The sequence below is a fragment of the Roseobacter sinensis genome (genome assembly GCF_025755255.1).
GTDB lineage: Bacteria > Pseudomonadota > Alphaproteobacteria > Rhodobacterales > Rhodobacteraceae > Roseobacter > Roseobacter sinensis.
Genome location: NZ_JALIEB010000001.1, coordinates 344401 through 360655 on the forward strand (window position 1 = coordinate 344401; position 16255 = coordinate 360655).

A 16255-nucleotide genomic window follows, 5' to 3' on the forward strand; every position below is an offset into this window, starting at 1 on the left:
TAAGTACTTGAAACACCCGCGAGTGTGCGCCTGACAAACTGCACCCTGTGCATCGTCGGCCCGATACCGAAAGCCATTGCATGGAAAAGTCACTCTTTGCGTTCATTTGGAAGTTTTCCAAACGGGAGCAGCTGTTTCTGCTGTTCTTCACGCTCTTTACCTTCCCGTTTCTCTACGCCACGCTGGAGCTGCCCAAGCGGATCATCAACGATGCCATCGGGGCCGCCACCGAGACGGTGACCGTGATCGGGATCAGCATGACGCAGACGCAGTTCCTGATGGCGCTGTGCTTTGCCTATCTGGGCGCGGTGCTGGTGCACGGGTTGCTGAAGATGCGGCTGAACACGATGAAGGGTGTTCTGGCCGAGCGCATGCTGCGCCGGTTCCGGTACAGGCTGATCAACCGCATGACGCGCTTTCCGCGCAGCTATTTCCGCAACACCAGCCAAGGCGAGCTGGTCTCGATGGTTACCTCCGAGGCCGAGCCCATGGGCGGGCTGATGGGCGATGCGGTGGCGCAGCCCGTCTTCCAGGCGGGGCAGATGCTGATCATCGTGATCTTCCTCTTTGCCCAGAGTGTCTGGTTCGGGCTGGCGGGCGTCGCGCTTATCCCGCTGCAGGCCTGGCTCATCCCGATGCTGCAGCGGCAGATCAATCAGCTGAACAAGAAACGCATCGTGGAGGTGCGCAGCTTCTCCTCCGAGATCGGAGAGACGGCAGCGGGCATCGGCGATCTGCGGACCAACGGTGGGCTGCGCTACCGGCTGGCGGCTTTCACCGACCGGCTGGGGCGGCTCTTCGAGATCCGCTTCCAGATCTACCAGAAGAAGTTCTTCATGAAGTTCCTCAACAACTTCATCACGCAGCTCACACCGTTCTTCTTCTATTCCGTCGGCGGCTATCTGGCGATCAAGGGCGATATCACGGTGGGCGCGCTGGTTGCCGCACTGGCCGCCTACAAGGATCTCAGCTCGCCATGGAAAGAGCTTCTGACCTATTACAACCAGGTGCAGGACATGTCTCTGCGCTGGGAGATCGTGACCGAGCGGTTCGATCCCAAGGGCATGATCGACGAGAGCCTCTTCGAGGGCGAGCCTGCCGAGGTACCACGCCTCGACGGCGCGATATCGATCCGGAACGTGACCGTGCGCAACTCTGATGGCAACGCGGTGCTGGAAGACATCAATCTGGAGATCCCGGCCGGCGCGCGCGTCGCCGTCCAAAGTACGAGCCAGGTGGAACGCACTGCGCTTGCCGAGCTTCTGACCCGGGAGGTGCTGCCAACACGGGGCAGCGTGACGATCGCGGGGCATGACATCGCCGGTCTGCATCAGGCGGTGATCGCGGCGCGCATCGGCTACGCGCATTCGCGGCCCTATCTCTTCGACGGGACCCTTGGCGACAATCTCCTGATGCCGCTGAAGTCCAGCCCCAAGACCGTGCTCTGGGATCCGGACCGCAAGGACCGCACGACGCTCGAGGCCAAACGTGCGGGCAACAGTCTCGACAGCATCAAGGCCGATTGGGTCGATCCGGGCCTGGCGGGGTTGAACACGACCGAAGAGATCCGCGGCTGGTGGTTCCAACTGGTTGAGGCGATGGGCATTGACGAGCTGATGTTCCGCCGCATGCTGATGTCGCTCATGGACGCCGAGCTGCACACGCAGCTCGCAGCTTCCATCGTGTCGCTGCGCGACGAGATCTATGAGAAGCTGGTCGCGCGCGGCCTCGATGGCTATGTGAACCGCTTCCATCCGGACGAATTCAACCCGTCGATCCCCTTGGGCGGCAACCTGATGTTCGCTGCCCCCAAACGCCAGATCTCGCAGCGCGGGCTTGCGGCGGAGAGCGGACTGGTTGAGCTGATCAGCGAGCTTGGACTGGCGGAACAGGCGATTGCGATTTCCCAGACCCTGATCGAGACGTTGCACCAGACCTTTGGCATGGATGGGACGAGCCACCCGCTTTTCACCGCGCTCGACATCGAAGAAGAACTCTATGAGCGCCTCGTCGATATTGCCACGCGACGTCAGGAAAAGGGTGACGGTGCGCTGAGCGAGGAAGAGTTCACGCTTCTGCTGACAGTCCCCTTCGCCTTCACCGCCGAGCAGATCGGCCCGGGGTTCCCGGAGAGCTTCAAGACGGAAATCCTCGAGATCCGCGCGGCCAAGGGCGAAGAGATGCGCGAGCGGATGCGCGGGCTCTTCGTGCCGATCGCGCCGGAGAATTACCTGCCACGTCTCAGCCTCATGGAGAATGCGCTTTATGGACGTATCTCGGCAATCGCCGGCGTGCAGGGCGAGTTGATCGAGGATCTTGTGGCCGAGGTTCTGTCGGAGCACGGGTTGAAGCGCCAGGTGGCCGAGACTGTTCTCGACGTCAAGACCGGGCTCGGTGGCACCAATCTCGCCGGTATATTCCAGGAGCGGGCCGCCTTCAGCCGCGCCGGGATCAAACGCCCCGACGTCCTGATCCTCGACACGGTACTGGCCAGCCACGATGCCGCCAGCCGCAAGCGGGCGCGCGCCAAGCTTCAGGATCTGCTGCCCAATACCACGATGATCTTCCTCGAAGACAAATTCGAGAATCCGACGGCCTACGACATGTTTGTCGAGATCAAGAACGGGCGCATCGACGGAGAGGACCACACCGAAACCCTCGAGGCGGTGGACAGCGGCTCGGACGATCTGCGCCGGAAAATCCGGGTGATTTCGCGCACGCCTCTCTTCGAGAACCTCGACTCGCGCTCGCAGCGCCTGCTGGCCTTCTCGGCGCAATGGTACAAGGCGAAGAAGGGCACGCGCATCTTCTCGATGGGCGAGAAGCCCGATGCGGCTTATCTGTGTCTGTCCGGCCACGCCATGATGGGCTACCGCGATGACGACGACGCGTGGCATGACGTGACCACAGTGGGGCCCGGGCGGCTGATCGGTGATCTGGCCATCATTCTGGATGAGCCGCGGCAGCTTGATCTCGTGGCCCAGGAGGAGACGAAATTTCTCAGGATCGGCGCGCCTGAGTTCCGGGCGGTGATCGAGACCGACCCGAAGGTGCTGATGAGCCTGCTGCAGACCGTTGCAGGCCACCTGACCGGGGCCGCCGAGCTGCTGCGTGAGGCGCGGGTGAGCATCCCGCAAGACGATCAGGAATACGCGCGCACCGACGCCTGAGGGAGACCGAGCTATGTTCTGGCGCACCGCCTACCGCGCGCATGAGGCGCTCATCGCGCCGGCGCGGGAGACCGCACAGATCTGGCGGCTGGTGATGGGGCTGATCATCGCGGCCGGCGTCTATCTGCTGTGCAACCAGATCTTCTTCCAGACCCTTTTCACCTGGCAGGGCCGCAACGCCCCGAGCTTTGCCGCAGCGCTCGACCGGGGCGATACGCCGGTGGCGATGTTCCTGCTGCTCTTCAGTTTCGCCTTCATGATCGTCGGCGTTGTCGTCGCCATGCGCGTGGTCCACAAGCGCGGCTTCGGAGGCACGCTGGGGGATCTGCCCTTGTGTTTTGCGCAGATGCGCGCAGTGCTCACGATGCTGATCCTGGTCAATGCGGTGGTCTGGATCCTGCCGCCCTGGGATATGGGCGCGCCTTTGGTTTCCAACCTGAGCCTGGGCGTCTGGCTGCTGCTTCTGCCGATGTCGCTGCTGTCCGTCCTGATCCAGGTGAGCGCCGAAGAGGTGCTGTTCCGCGGCTACATCCAGCAGCAACTGGCCGCTCGCTTCCGGTCTCCCGTGGTGTGGATGCTGATCCCGTCGGTTCTCTTCGGTATGGGGCACTACCTGCCCGAAGAAGCGGGTTCGAACGCGCAGGCCATCGCGATCTGGGCCACGGTCTTCGGCCTCTTGATGGCCGATCTGACCGCGCGCGCGGGCACGTTGGGGCCGGCCATCGCGGTGCATCTCGTCAACAATGTGACGGCCATCCTGATCATCTCGATGCCCGACACTCTCTCGGGCCTCGCGCTCTATCTCAGCCCCTTTTCCATGGCCGACACCGATGCGGTGCAGGCCTGGCTGCCGGTCGATTTCGCCTTCATGGTGGTGAGCTGGCTGGCCGCCCGTCTGGCCATTCGCCGTTGATTGCACTTTCCCGGGGACAGGATTAACTAGGGACGAGGGACGCCAAAGGAACCGCCATGAACTGGATCACGAACTACGTCCGGCCGCGGATCAATTCGATCTTCTCGCGCCGCGAGACGCCGGACAATCTGTGGACCAAGTGCCCTGAATGCGGGACCATGCTGTTTCATCGCGAAGTGTCGGACAATCTGAACGTCTGCACGAACTGCAATCACCACATGCACATCACGCCGCGCGCCCGGTTCACGGCGCTGTTTGACGGCGGCATTTTCACCGAGGTGCAGGTCAAGGCGCCGAAGGCCGACCCACTGCATTTCCGTGATCAGAAGCGTTACCCCGACCGCCTGAAGGCGGCGCAGAAGGAAACCGGCGAGGCCGAGGCCATGCTGGTGGCCAGCGGAGAGATCGGGCGCACGCCCATTGTGGCGGCCGCGCAGGATTTCTCATTCATGGCCGGGTCCATGGGCATGTATGTGGGCAATGCGATCCTTGCCGCCGCCGAAGAGGCGGTGAAGCTGAAGCGCCCGCTGATCCTCTTTTCTGCCGCAGGCGGCGCGCGGATGCAGGAAGGGATCCTCAGCCTGATGCAGATGCCGCGCACCACCGTGGCGGTGCAGATGCTGAAGGAGGCGGGGCTGCCCTATATCGTCGTGCTGACGCATCCCACCACCGGGGGTGTGACGGCCAGCTACGCGATGCTGGGGGATGTGCATATCGCCGAGCCCAACGCGCTCATCTGTTTTGCCGGGCCGCGCGTGATCGAGCAGACGATCCGCGAGAAGCTGCCCGAGGGGTTCCAGCGGGCCGAATACCTGCTGGATCACGGGATGCTCGACCGGGTCACGCCGCGCGGGCAGATGCGCGATGAGCTGATTTCGATCACCCGGATGCTGCTGGGGCTGCCGCCCGCCGTGCGGGGCGATCTGCCGCCGCCGGAGCCACCCGCTGACCTGCCGCACGCGCTTTCGGAAGAGAAAACACCCGCCGAGCCGACTCAGAAATGAGCTCCGCCTCCTCGGACGTCATCCTCGCCCGGATGATGTCGTTGCATCCCAAGATCATCGATCTGACACTCGATCGGGTCTGGCGCCTGCTGGAGGCGCTGGGAAATCCGCAGGACGAGTTGCCGCCGGTGATCCATGTTGCAGGGACCAACGGCAAAGGCTCGACCCTGGCGATGATCCGCGCGGGCCTCGAAGCGGCAGGCAAGACGGTGCATGTCTACACCAGCCCGCATCTGGCGCGGTTTCACGAACGGATCCGCGTGGCCGGCCAGCTGATATCCGAAGACGACCTGACAGCGGTTCTGGACGAATGCGAGGCCGCGAACGATAGCGCGGACATCACCTATTTCGAGATCACCACCTGCGCCGCCCTTCTGGCCTTTGCGCGCAGCCGGGCGGAGTACACCTTGCTCGAGGTCGGTCTCGGCGGTCGGCTCGATGCGACGAACGTGATCGACCGGCCAGCCATCACCGCGATCACGCCGGTATCGCTGGACCATCAGCAGTACCTTGGCGACACCGTAGAGAAGATCGCCTTCGAGAAGGCCGGGATCATCAAGCGCAGCGTCCCCTGCGTCGTGGCACGGCAGGAGGAGGCGGGCCTTGAGGTGATCGAAGAGGTTGCGGCCCGAATGGGCGCTCCGCTTCTGGCGCATGGCCAGCATTGGCACGTGGGGCCCGAGCGGGACGGGATGATCTATCAGGACGAACAGGGCCTGCTGGATCTGCCGCGCCCGAACCTACCGGGCGATCACCAGATGATGAACGCGGGCACGGCGCTCGCGGTGCTGCGGGCGCTCGGGCTCGGCGAGACCGCGTGCGAAGCGGCGGTGACCCGAGCGGAGTGGTCCGCCCGGATGCAGCGGCTGCGGCAAGGCCCATTGATCGAGGCCGCCCCCGACGTCGAACTCTGGCTCGATGGCGGGCACAACCCGGCCGCGGGCGAAGCCCTGGCCCGGCATCTGGCGGGCCTGCCCAGACGGCCCACCCATCTCATTTGCGGCATGCTGAACACCAAGGACATCGGTGGCTATCTAACCCCCCTCGCAGCGGTGGCCGATGGGCTGACGGCAATCTCGATCCCCGGCGAGGCCAACACTTTGCCGGCCGAGGAGACGGCCGAGGCCGCCCGTGCGGCCGGGCTTGCGGCCGAAACCGCGCCCACCGCGCGGCAGGCCCTCGCGGAGATTGCCGCCCGGACCCCGCAAGCGCGGGTGCTGATCTGCGGCTCGCTCTACCTTGCGGGTGCGGTCCTGCGGGAAAACGGCTGACACCCGGCTCTGCGCTCGCTTGCGCGGCAGCAGGCCGACCGGATGCCGGGTGCCGCGGTCAGTCATGCTGATCGGCGAAGGGTTTGCGAGGTGGCGGGTATATCGGAAAATGCGGGATCCACACGGTCTCCGGCTGCTCAACGACATAGAGGAACGCTTTCGCAATATACTCCGGGCGCAGGGCCTCGGTTTTGGGGGTGTCGAAGAAGGGTGTATCGGTCATGCCCGGATGCAGGCAGGTCACGCGGCCCCCGGCATCGCCAAGCTCGGCGCCCAGATTGTTCGCATAGCCCCGGACGAACCACTTGGTCGCCGAATAGACCGAGCCCCAGACCGTTCCTTGCGCCGCAAGCGAGCCGACGAGCACCAGATGTCCGCCAGTCGCCTTCAGATGCGGCAGCGCGTATTTCGCCGTATAGGTCACGCCAAGGCAGTTCACCGCGATCATCTCCCGAAAGCGTTCGGGGTCGCCCGCCTCCGTGCCGCGCTGCGACGCGCCGATCCCGGCATTGGCCATCGCCACGTCGAGCCGCCCGAAATGAGCCAGAGCGTCGGTCATCATCTGTTCCTGGTCTTCGGCACTGGTCACATCGCAGGTCAGGGCCAGCGCATTGCTGGTCCCTAGCTCTTCGACGAGGGCGTGCAACTTCTCTGCCCTGCGCGCGGCCACAACGACCTTGTGACCGGCCTCGACCGCGTAGCGTGCGCAGATTTCGCCAATGCCGGACGAGGCCCCGGTGATCAGAATGATCTTCTCCACCGACCCTGCTCCGTTCAAGCCGCCGCCCGCTCGGCCAGCGCCTCCAGGACGAGCGCCGCGGTCATCTTGGCAGACGCCGGGTTCTGTCCCGTGACGAGCTGCCCGTCGCGCACGGCATGCGCCTGGAAGTCCGGAGCGGTCGAAACGGTTGCGCCGAGTTCGCGAAGCTTCGTCTCCAGGAGAAAGGGAACGGCGTCCTGCAGACCCACGGCGCGTTCCTCGCTGTCGGTGAAAGCCGCGATCGTCCGACCAGAAACCAGCGGTGCGCCGTCGGGTGTCCGGGCAGAGACCAGACCCGCCGGCCCATGGCAGACCGCAGCCACGACTTTGCCCGCCCTGTCGAAGGTCTCGATCAGCTGCGCCAACTCGGCGCTCTGGGGGTAATCGAACATGGTGCCGTGCCCACCGGGCAGAAAGATCGCATCGAAGGCGCTGATCGTGTCGAGCACGGCGGTTATCGGCGCGCTTGCCTCGACAAGCCCTTGTGTCTCGGCGTCCTCCAGATACCGCTCGACCGAGGCGTCGTTGTCGCCTTTCGCGGCCACGCTGCGCTGATCGACGGGTATCGCGCCCCCTTTGATCGACGCCACGGTGACCTTCGCGCCCCCATCGACGAAGGCATAGAACGGGGTTGTGAGCTCTTCGAGCCAGATGCCCGTTGGCTCGCCGTTGTGCATCGTATCTGCCGAGGTCGCTACGATAAGGATGTTTGGTTGTGTCATGATTGCCTCCTGAGGTTCGGATGCGGCAGAGATAACACCGCTCTTCCATCAAAAAACCAAAGGTTTGTTTCGTGCAGTCATAAGAAGATTTATATATCGCCTATGTCACTACTTAACCTTCGATCCTTCATGGAAGTCTTTCGCAGCCGGTCGATCAGCGCGGCGGCCCGCGCCCTTGGCCTCACGCAACCTGCCGTCTCGGGGCATATCGCGTCGCTGGAAGGACAGGTCGGGCGCGCGCTCTTCGTGCGCCAGCCGCGCGGCGTCAGCCCGACCCCCTTTGCCGAGGATCTTGCCCTGCAGATCGGCGATAGCCTGGACAGGGCCGAGGAGGCGCTGGCCAGAGCGCGGGCGAGGTCGGCGCATATATCGGGTGTCGTCCATGTTGCGGGGCCGGCAGAGCTGATGGCGGAACGGGTGGCCCCGGCGCTGAAGTCCTTGCAGGATGCCGGGCTGGACATCAGGCTCCAGCTTGGCGGCAAGACTTCGATCTATCGGCAGCTGATCGCAGGCGAGGTCGATCTCGCCTTTACAGCCTCGACACCGGATCATCCGCAGCTTGCCTTCGCGGTCGTCGGATCCGAGCGGCTGATCGCCGTCGCCGCGCCTGATATCGCAGACCGGATATCGAGCGCACCCGATCTGCTTGCCGCGCTCACGGCGGAGCGCTTGCTGTCCTATGATATGGATCGGCCGCTCGTGCGGGGCTGGCTGGAGCAAAACCGCCTGCCTCTTGCAGGTTTCGTGCCTGCCATTACCGCGCCCGATCTGCGCATGCTGCGGGCTCTTGTGGAATGCGGCGCAGGCTGGTCGGTGATCCCCGACTATCTGGTCGTGGCAGCCGTGCAGGCCCGGCGCGTCGCGGCAATCCCAGCACCTGTTTCGGACCCCACGAACCCCTTCCATCTCGTCTGGTCGAAGTCTGGCCTTCGGCACCCAAGGGTCGCGCATGCGCGAGATGTGCTTTTGCAGGCCTGGACCGACCAAGGCCAGACGGCGTGTTGAGCTGAGGGCTGCCACGCTGAGCCAACGCCACCGACGCGATGAAAGAGAGACGTTTCTGCGCAGCGCGGTCTCGGTTCTCAGCCCAGTCGTCTGAGCAACTGCGCCCGCGTTGTCTCGTCCACAAAAGCGGCCTCGATGGCGGTTCGGGTGATGTCACGCAGCTCGGCGTCCGACAGCCCGAAGTCCTGTGCGCCGATGTCGTATTCACGCTCCAGCGATGTGTGGAAGTGAGGCGGGTCGTCCGAATTCAGCGTCACAGGCACACCGGCGGCGCGCAGGGCAAGGAAGGGGTGCTGCTCGAAACTGTCATAGACAGACAGGGCGATGTTGGAGCCGGGGCAGCATTCCAGCACGATCTGTTTCTCGGCCAGTTCCTGTACAAGTTCTGGGTCCTCGATGGATCGCACGCCATGGCCGATCCGGCTTGGTTTCAGGTGGGTCAGAGACGCCCGCACCGACTCCGGCCCTGCGAATTCGCCGGCATGGGTCGTTATGCCAAGACCAGCCTCCCGCGCCACATCGAACCCGGGCGCGAGATCCTTGGGATGGTACAGCCGCTCGTCCCCGCCCATGCCAAAGCCGGTGACAAGCGGATGCGGGTTTTCGGCGATGTGTGTCGCGGCCCGTAAGACCGAGGCGGGCCCTTCGTGGCGCAGCCCGGTTGCGATCATGCGCGCCTCGATTCCGGTCTTCCGTTTCGCCTCGGTCATGCCTTGCGCCAGCCCGTCGATATAGTCGCGCTCTGACAGGCCGATCATGCGGGCATGATCCGTCGAAATGAAGATCTCAGAGTAGATGCATCCGGACTGTGCCAATTCGGTCAGATAGGTCTCGGCGAGGAGGGCATAGTCTTCGGCTGTACGAAACAGGGCGGCCGCGCGGTCGTAGCATTGAAGAAATCCGGTGAAGTCGTCCCAGACAAACCGTCCGTCCTGGACGATCCCCGAGACGTCGACGCCGTAGATCTGCGCCTGCGTCTGGACAAGGGCGGGGCTCGCCGCGCCTTCGATGTGACAGTGGATTTCAGCCTTTGGGACCATGGAGGATCATTCTCGGAGCATGAGGTCGGTGGGCAGCGTCATTGCAGACGCCGGGGTTCGGTTGCGGCACAGCCTTGGATCAGTCGGCGCACCCCGCCAGAAAGCCTTCGAGCACATTCACCGTGTTGATCCCGACATTTTCGATGCTGTATCCCCCTTCCATGCAGAAGACGGTTGGAAGACCGAAAGCGCCGATCCTTCGGCCCGCATCGAAGAAATCCGGGCTGTCGAGCTTGAAAAAGCTGATCGGGTCTTCCTTGTAGGCGTCAACGCCGAGCGAAACGACGAGGCCGTCAGCGCCGAAGCCGCGGATGCGGGCGAGGGCGTCGTCCAACGCCAGGCTCCACTCGGGATAATCGGTCCCGGGCGGCATGGGAAAGTTCGCGGTCGCGCCGACACCCGCACCGGTGCCGGTTTCATCGGCATAGCCGAGATAATACGGGAAGGCGTCCTCCGGAGCCCCGTGCAGAGACGCAAAGAATACGTCTTCCCGATCGTAGAAGATGTCCTGCGTCCCGTTGCCGTGGTGAAAGTCGATGTCAAGCACGGCCACGCGCGCGGCACCGCCCGCCCGCATCGCCTCGGCGGAGAGGGCGGCGTTGTTCAGGAAGCAGTATCCGCCATACATATCCGCCGTGGCGTGATGCCCGGGCGGGCGGCAGAGCGCAAAGGCGCAGCGGGCGCCTGCGATCACATGCGCGGTGGCGCCCTGGGCACAGGCGGCAGACGCGCAGGCGGCCTGCCAGGTGCCCGCCGTGATCGCGGTCTCGGAGGCCAGCGCGTAGTAGCCGACCTTTCCATCGATGTTGCGCGGCGGCCGGGCGGATTGCATGCGGCGCGCCGGAAAGGAGGCCGCAATGATCTCGCCCGCGAACCCCTCGGCCGTCCATTCGGCCCATGCCGTTTCCAGAAACTGCAGATATCCCGCATCGCAAAGCGCGCGGATCGGGGCGAGATCCACCTCGCCGGGATCGTGCAGATCGTCCATGCCACGTGCCCGGAGCCGCGCCAGGATGTACTCGATCCGGCTGGGCCGCTCGAAGGGGGTGACGAGTTCGCCGCCGTGCAGTTCGCCCTGCGGGAAATGGGCGCGGTGCGCCTCGGAGTAGTAGATGCGCATAAGTCGGTCAGACCCCAGAGCACGCGCGGCACGACGACATGCGCGGCGCCGCGCGAGAGGTTTACTTCTGAAGCTCGGTCCAGATGGCGGTGTAGAACTCCTGCGCTTCGGCAGGGCAGGTGGCTGTGAACTTGCCTGCGGCGACAAGATCGGCCGGGACGACGATTTCAGGCGCGGTCTTCATGTCATCGGGCATGAACGCGTCCGAGCCGGTGATGCCATTGGCATAGCGCGCAAAGGATGAGATCAGCGCGGCGTTCTCCGGGTCCATGATGAAATTGAGAAACGTCTTGGCCTCGTCCACGTTCTGGGCATCGGCGAGGATGGCGGCGTTGTCCATCCAGATGATGTAGCCCTCTTTCGGGTAGCCATAGGCGACGTCGGGGTTGTTGACCCGCGCGCGGAAGGTCGAGCCGTTCCAGTTGACCGTCGCCATGACATCGGAATTCGACAGCTTCTCTGTCATCCCGTAGTCCATGCTCATCCAGTTGGGCTTGGCCGCCACCAGCACGTCACGCGCTTTCTTGAGCATTTCGGTGTCCGTCGTGCAGGGCTCGCCGCCGACATACATCAGCGCCATGGAGATCACGTCCTGCATTTCGGGCACGACGTTGACCTTGCCCACGAGCTCTTCCGGCGGGTCGAGCCAGATCGACGACGTGTTGATGTCACCGGAGTAGGCGGACTGGTTCACCGCGACGCCGGTCGTGCCCCATTGCCAGGGCACCGAGTATTCGCGGTTCGGGTCCCATTCGACGTCCCGCCACTCCGCAGCGATGTTGCCGTAATTCTCCATTTCGGGAATGCCGGGTTTCATCAGAAGACCCTTTTCCGCATAGATCGGGATGTAGCTGTGGGTGGGCACGACAATGTCGAAGCCGTGGCCCCCCGCTTCGATCTTGGCGAGCGCCGTGGTGTTGCTGTCGTAATCCGTAATGGTCACCTCGATGCCGGTTTCGGCCTCGAATTTCTCAATCAATTCGGGGTTCGTGTAGTTGCCCCAGTTGTAGATGTTCAACTGGCCTTCGGCCTGGGCCGCCCCGGCCATTACGATCAGTGCGAGCGTCGATGTCGTCAGTCTGGTCATTGGAGTATCCCTTGTTGGAAGGACGGCATGCGGGTTCATCCCCGTCGTCTCGTCAGAAGAAAGAATGCCGTGAGCAGCAAGACTGTCAACGCCAAAAGCGCGGTTGCAATGGCGTTGACCTCGGGCGTGATGGCGCGCCGCAACTGCCCCAACATGTAGGTGGGCAGCGTGTCCTGGCCGGCGGATTTGATGAATTCGGTGATCACGACCGTATCGAGCGAGATGACGAAGGCCAGCATCGCCCCTGCGGCAATGCCCGGCGCAAGAAGCGGCAGGGTGATCCGGCGGAATGTCATCCACGGCGTGGCGTAGAGGTCGGCGGCCGCGGTCTCGAGCGACAGGTCCATCCCTTCCAGCCGTGCCCGGATCGGCAGGTAGGCGAAGGGGATGCAGAAGGCCGAATGGGCGAGGATCAGATAGCCCAGACCCTGGTATCCGGTCGCCACCCGAATGGCGGCGAAAAAGATCAGGAGCGCCACGGCGGTCACGATTTCGGGGACCATCAGCGGCTGGTTGATCATGACATAGATAAAGGTCTGCCCGCGGAAGCGGCTGCGCCGGGTCGTGGCAATCGCGGCCATGGTGGCAACGATGGTCGAGACGCATGCCGCGACGCTCGCGATGACGAGCGAGCGCAGTGTGGCATCCTGCACCGCTTCGTTGCCCCAGGCCGCCACGTACCACTTGAGTGAAAACCCACCCCAGAGGGCCACCGAATCCGAGGCGTTGAACGAATAGATCACGATGATGATGATCGGGGCATAGAGCAGCACGAAGGCGGTGAGCGCAATCGGTGCAAAGCCCGGAAAACGGGTGACGGAAAAGCGGCGTCTAGCCATGGCGGCTGTCCTCCCGCGTCGTGACCCGGACATAGATCAGAAGTGCGATCAGAACGATGGCAAGAAGGATCAGCGACAGCGCGGCGCCCAGCGGCCAGTTGCGGCCCTGACCGAACTGAAGCTCGATGAAGTTGCCGATCATCATGTTCTTGCCGCCACCCAGGATACGCGGCGTGACATAAGCTCCGAGCGACGGCACGAAGACCAGAATGGAGCCTGCAACGATACCCGGCCGCACGATGGGCAGAACGATCCGGCGCAGAACCTGCCAGCGGGAGGCGTAGAGGTCATAGCCGGCCTCGAGCAGGCGAAAGTCGAACCGGTCGATGGCCGCAAAGAGCGGCAGCACCATCAGCGGCAGATACACGTAAGCCATGCCGATCAGCACCGCTGTCTCGGTGTAAAGGATCTGGATCGGGTCGCTGATCACCCCCAGACGGATCAGCAGCGAGTTCAGGATCCCCTGATTGCGGATCACCTCCATGATCGCAAAGGTGCGGATCAGAAGGTTGGTCCAGAACGGGATGGTGATGAGAAACAGCCAGATCGCCCGCTGGTTGGCCGGTCGCGTGGCGATGAACCAGGCCATGGGCAGGCCGATGACGAAGGTCGTCAACGTCGTCAGCACCGACAATTCGAGCGACCGCCAGAAGATCGTCAGATGCGCATCGGCGGGCGAGACGGTGCCGTCGAAGATGTCGCGTTCGAAGAACACCCGAAACCAGGCTTCGGTCGTGAACTGCCAGACAACGCCGGAGTATTCGCCCGGCTCCAGAAAGGCATAGACCAGGACGATCAGCAGGGGACCCGCGGCGCCGAAGATCAGCAGCAGCAGCGCAGGCGTCGACAGAAGCCAGCTTGTGCGCGCGGGCGATCGGGGGGGTGCGGCCATCTCAGTCGTCCAGCATCTGCACGGCGTCCTCCGCAAAGCCGATCCGGATCGCTTCACCGGCCTGGAGTCCGACCTCGCCGGAGGGCGGGTTTTGCAGCCGCGCGACGATTTGCGTGCCATCCGAAAGGGCGGCGTAGCAATGGGTGTCGGTGCCGGAATAAACCACCTGCCGGACCGTGGCCGCAATGGGGCCGTCCGGGCGCAGCTGCACCTGCTCGGGCCGAACCGCCAGCGTCACCATGCTCCCGGGCGTGCGGGTGGAAGCCAAGGGCACTCGCGCGCCATTTTGCAGGACGACCGCTTCGGCCTCCACGCGCGCGGAGAGAAAGTTCGTCTCGCCGATGAAATCGGCGACGAAACGGTCGGCCGGGTGGTTGTAGATCTCGCGCGGGCTGCCGACTTGCAGCAGCCGGCCGCCGCGCATGACGCCGATCCGGTCCGACATGGTCAATGCCTCTTCCTGATCGTGGGTCACGAAGACGAAGGTGATGCCGGTTTCGTGCTGAAGGCGTTTGAGCTCCAGTTGCATCTCTTTGCGGAGCTTCAGATCGAGCGCGGAGAGGGGCTCGTCGAGCAGCAGCACCTTGGGTTTCGGTGCCAGCGCCCGCGCAAGCGCCACCCGTTGCTGCTGGCCGCCCGAGAGCTGCGTCGGCGTGCGCTCGGCCATGTCGCTCAGTTGCACAAGCGCGATCATGCGCTCGACGGTCTCCGCGATCTCACCCCGTTGGCGGCCCAACATCTCAAGACCGAACGCGATGTTCCGGCGCACGCTCATATGCGGAAAGAGCGCGTAGGACTGGAACACGGTGTTGACCGGCCGCCGGTTCGGCGGATCGTCCGAGACGTCGGCCCCCGCGATGTGGATTCGCCCCTCCGTGGGTGTCTCGAAACCCGCGATGAGCCGCAGAAGCGTCGTCTTGCCACACCCGGATGGTCCAAGCAGCGTAAAGAATTCCCCGTTCAGAATATCAAGAGACACCCCATCCAACGCCCGCACCGCCGCTTCGCCGCTGCCGTAAAGCTTGCGCGCATCTGCTATGCGAATGGCTGGTTGGTCGTCCAATCCGGTCCCCCGACGGTTTTTTGCCCTATCAGAGGAACAAAGCGCGCCGATTTCAACTGCTGCTGTGCACAGGCGAGCAGATTTATCGTTGGACCAGGCATCGATGGCTGCGTTTGCATCGCGTCTGCTGGATGCTCTGGTCGGAGGTTGGTCCCGCGGTCATCCAGCTGGTGGATGCGATCCTTTCGTTCAGCAAGAGCGGAGCGGGCGGCAACCGCGTCGAACACTCACTGGACGATGAGCAACCTGCTATGAGGCTTGTCCACCGGTTCAGGTCTGAGGCTGCGTGGTTCCGCTTACTGGCCCCAACCGTCGGACTGCATTTCGCGCAAGCGTGACGCGGTCCGTTCGAACTCGAAGGTGCCTTCGCCCTCCAGATACAACATCTCGGGCTTGGCGGCTGCCGAGCAGATCAGCCGCACCTGCGCCTCGTAAAGCGCGTCGATCAGCGTCACGAAGCGCTTCGCCTCGTTGAAGTTATCGCGTGACAGGGTGGGGATGTTGTCCAGCATCAGCACCTTGACCGCATCCGCGAGCGCCAGATAGTCCGCAGCCCCCAAGGCCCGGCTACAGAGATCGTGGAAGCCCGCGCGGGCCACACCGTTTCGAAACGCGGGCAGTTCAACCTCGCGGCCCTTGACCTTGAGAACCAGCGGCTCGCCCGGACCGCCGGCGAGATCACGCCAGACCGCGTCCATCTCGGCCCGCGCCTCGGCGTTCAGCGGCGTGAAATAGACCGGTTGCCCACCGAGGCGGTCCTGCCGGTAGTCGGTGGGGCTGGCCAGCTCGACCACGTTCATCTTCTCCTTGATCAGCGCAATGAAGGGCAGGAAGAGGTCGCGGTTGAGCCCGTTGCGATAGAGATCGTCCGGCACCCTGTTGGACGTCGTCACCACGACGACACCATCGGCAAAGAGCGCCTCGAAGAGCCGCCCGACGATCATCGCATCGGTGATATCGGTGATCTGCATCTCGTCGAAGGCCAGCAGCCGGACGGAAGCCGCGACATCCGCGGCCACCGGGGCGATCGCGTCTTCGACCCCGGTCTTGCGCACCTCATGCATCGCGCTGTGGATTTCCTGCATGAAGGCATGGAAATGCACGCGGCGCGATGGGATCCTCTCGAGGTGTTCGACAAAGAGATCCATCAGCATCGACTTGCCACGCCCCACACCGCCCCAGAGGTAGAGCCCCTTGGGCGGCTCTTGCGCCTTGCGGAACAGCCCCTTTTTCACCGGTGTCTGCAGCGCGGTTCTGATTCGGTCGAATTCGGGCAGAACCGTCAATTGGGCGTCGTCGGGCTGCAGAGAGCCCGCTTCGATCAAGCCATCATAGATGTCGCCCAGCGTTTGCATCCCTTCGCCTTAGC

The 16255-nt window shown here is 63.8% G+C and carries 14 protein-coding genes; 5 read left to right on the plus strand and 9 right to left on the minus strand.

Annotated features, from left to right (window positions below; translation table 11 throughout):
- Positions 1-80 precede the first annotated feature (80 nt).
- The 4 genes from MUB52_RS01695 to MUB52_RS01710 are packed head-to-tail and all read left to right on the plus strand — an operon-like array spanning position 81 to position 6358.
- Positions 81-3170 (plus strand): ABC transporter transmembrane domain-containing protein, encoded by a 3090-nt coding sequence (locus MUB52_RS01695; protein WP_263842448.1) that lies wholly within the window; start codon positions 81-83, stop codon positions 3168-3170.
- A gap of 13 nt (positions 3171-3183) precedes the next feature.
- Positions 3184-4083, plus strand: a complete 900-nt coding sequence (locus MUB52_RS01700) for a CPBP family intramembrane glutamic endopeptidase (protein WP_263842449.1) — start codon at positions 3184-3186, stop codon at positions 4081-4083.
- A 56-nt stretch (positions 4084-4139) separates the two neighbouring features.
- Positions 4140-5087, plus strand: a complete 948-nt coding sequence (gene accD, locus MUB52_RS01705; RefSeq protein WP_263842450.1) for an acetyl-CoA carboxylase, carboxyltransferase subunit beta — start codon at positions 4140-4142, stop codon at positions 5085-5087.
- Complete coding sequence (locus MUB52_RS01710) at positions 5084-6358, plus strand: bifunctional folylpolyglutamate synthase/dihydrofolate synthase (RefSeq protein WP_263842451.1); 1275 nt, start codon at positions 5084-5086, stop codon at positions 6356-6358. The genes accD and MUB52_RS01710 overlap by 4 nt, the downstream gene beginning before the upstream one ends.
- Positions 6359-6416: 58 nt before the next feature.
- Here MUB52_RS01710 and MUB52_RS01715 read toward each other — a convergent pair whose 3' ends face one another.
- Positions 6417-7118 carry an SDR family oxidoreductase gene (locus tag MUB52_RS01715; RefSeq protein WP_263842452.1) on the minus strand — a complete coding sequence of 234 codons (702 nt, stop codon included), beginning with the start codon at positions 7116-7118 and terminating at the stop codon, positions 6417-6419.
- Between the two features lie 14 nt (positions 7119-7132).
- Complete coding sequence (locus tag MUB52_RS01720) at positions 7133-7840, minus strand: type 1 glutamine amidotransferase domain-containing protein (protein WP_263842453.1); 708 nt, start codon at positions 7838-7840, stop codon at positions 7133-7135.
- 102 nt (positions 7841-7942) lie between these two features.
- On the opposite strand from MUB52_RS01720, the gene MUB52_RS01725 reads away from it, so the two are divergent.
- Complete coding sequence (locus tag MUB52_RS01725; RefSeq protein WP_263842454.1) at positions 7943-8845, plus strand: LysR family transcriptional regulator; 903 nt, start codon at positions 7943-7945, stop codon at positions 8843-8845.
- 77 nt (positions 8846-8922) lie between these two features.
- Here the strand turns inward: MUB52_RS01725 and MUB52_RS01730 are convergent, their stop codons facing one another.
- From MUB52_RS01730 to zapE, 7 genes are all read right to left on the minus strand, one after another.
- Positions 8923-9885: an adenosine deaminase gene (locus tag MUB52_RS01730; RefSeq protein WP_263842455.1), complete on the minus strand. Its 963-nt coding sequence runs from the start codon at positions 9883-9885 to the stop codon at positions 8923-8925.
- 79 nt (positions 9886-9964) lie between these two features.
- Positions 9965-11005 carry a histone deacetylase family protein gene (locus MUB52_RS01735; RefSeq protein WP_263842456.1) on the minus strand — a complete coding sequence of 347 codons (1041 nt, stop codon included), beginning with the start codon at positions 11003-11005 and terminating at the stop codon, positions 9965-9967.
- 61 nt (positions 11006-11066) lie between these two features.
- Positions 11067-12092, minus strand: coding sequence for an extracellular solute-binding protein (locus MUB52_RS01740; RefSeq protein ID WP_263842457.1), 1026 nt, complete (start codon positions 12090-12092; stop codon positions 11067-11069).
- A gap of 35 nt (positions 12093-12127) precedes the next feature.
- On the minus strand, positions 12128-12931 hold the full coding sequence (locus tag MUB52_RS01745) for an ABC transporter permease (RefSeq protein ID WP_263842458.1): 804 nt from the start codon (positions 12929-12931) through the stop codon (positions 12128-12130).
- Positions 12924-13823 (minus strand): ABC transporter permease, encoded by a 900-nt coding sequence (locus MUB52_RS01750; RefSeq protein WP_263842459.1) that lies wholly within the window; start codon positions 13821-13823, stop codon positions 12924-12926. Before MUB52_RS01750 ends, MUB52_RS01745 begins: the two co-directional genes overlap by 8 nt.
- Before the next feature lies 1 nt (position 13824).
- Positions 13825-14886, minus strand: a complete 1062-nt coding sequence (locus tag MUB52_RS01755; RefSeq protein ID WP_263842460.1) for an ABC transporter ATP-binding protein — start codon at positions 14884-14886, stop codon at positions 13825-13827.
- 296 nt (positions 14887-15182) lie between these two features.
- Positions 15183-16241 carry a cell division protein ZapE gene (zapE, locus tag MUB52_RS01760; RefSeq protein WP_263842461.1) on the minus strand — a complete coding sequence of 353 codons (1059 nt, stop codon included), beginning with the start codon at positions 16239-16241 and terminating at the stop codon, positions 15183-15185.
- Between the last annotated feature and the right edge of the window lie 14 nt (positions 16242-16255).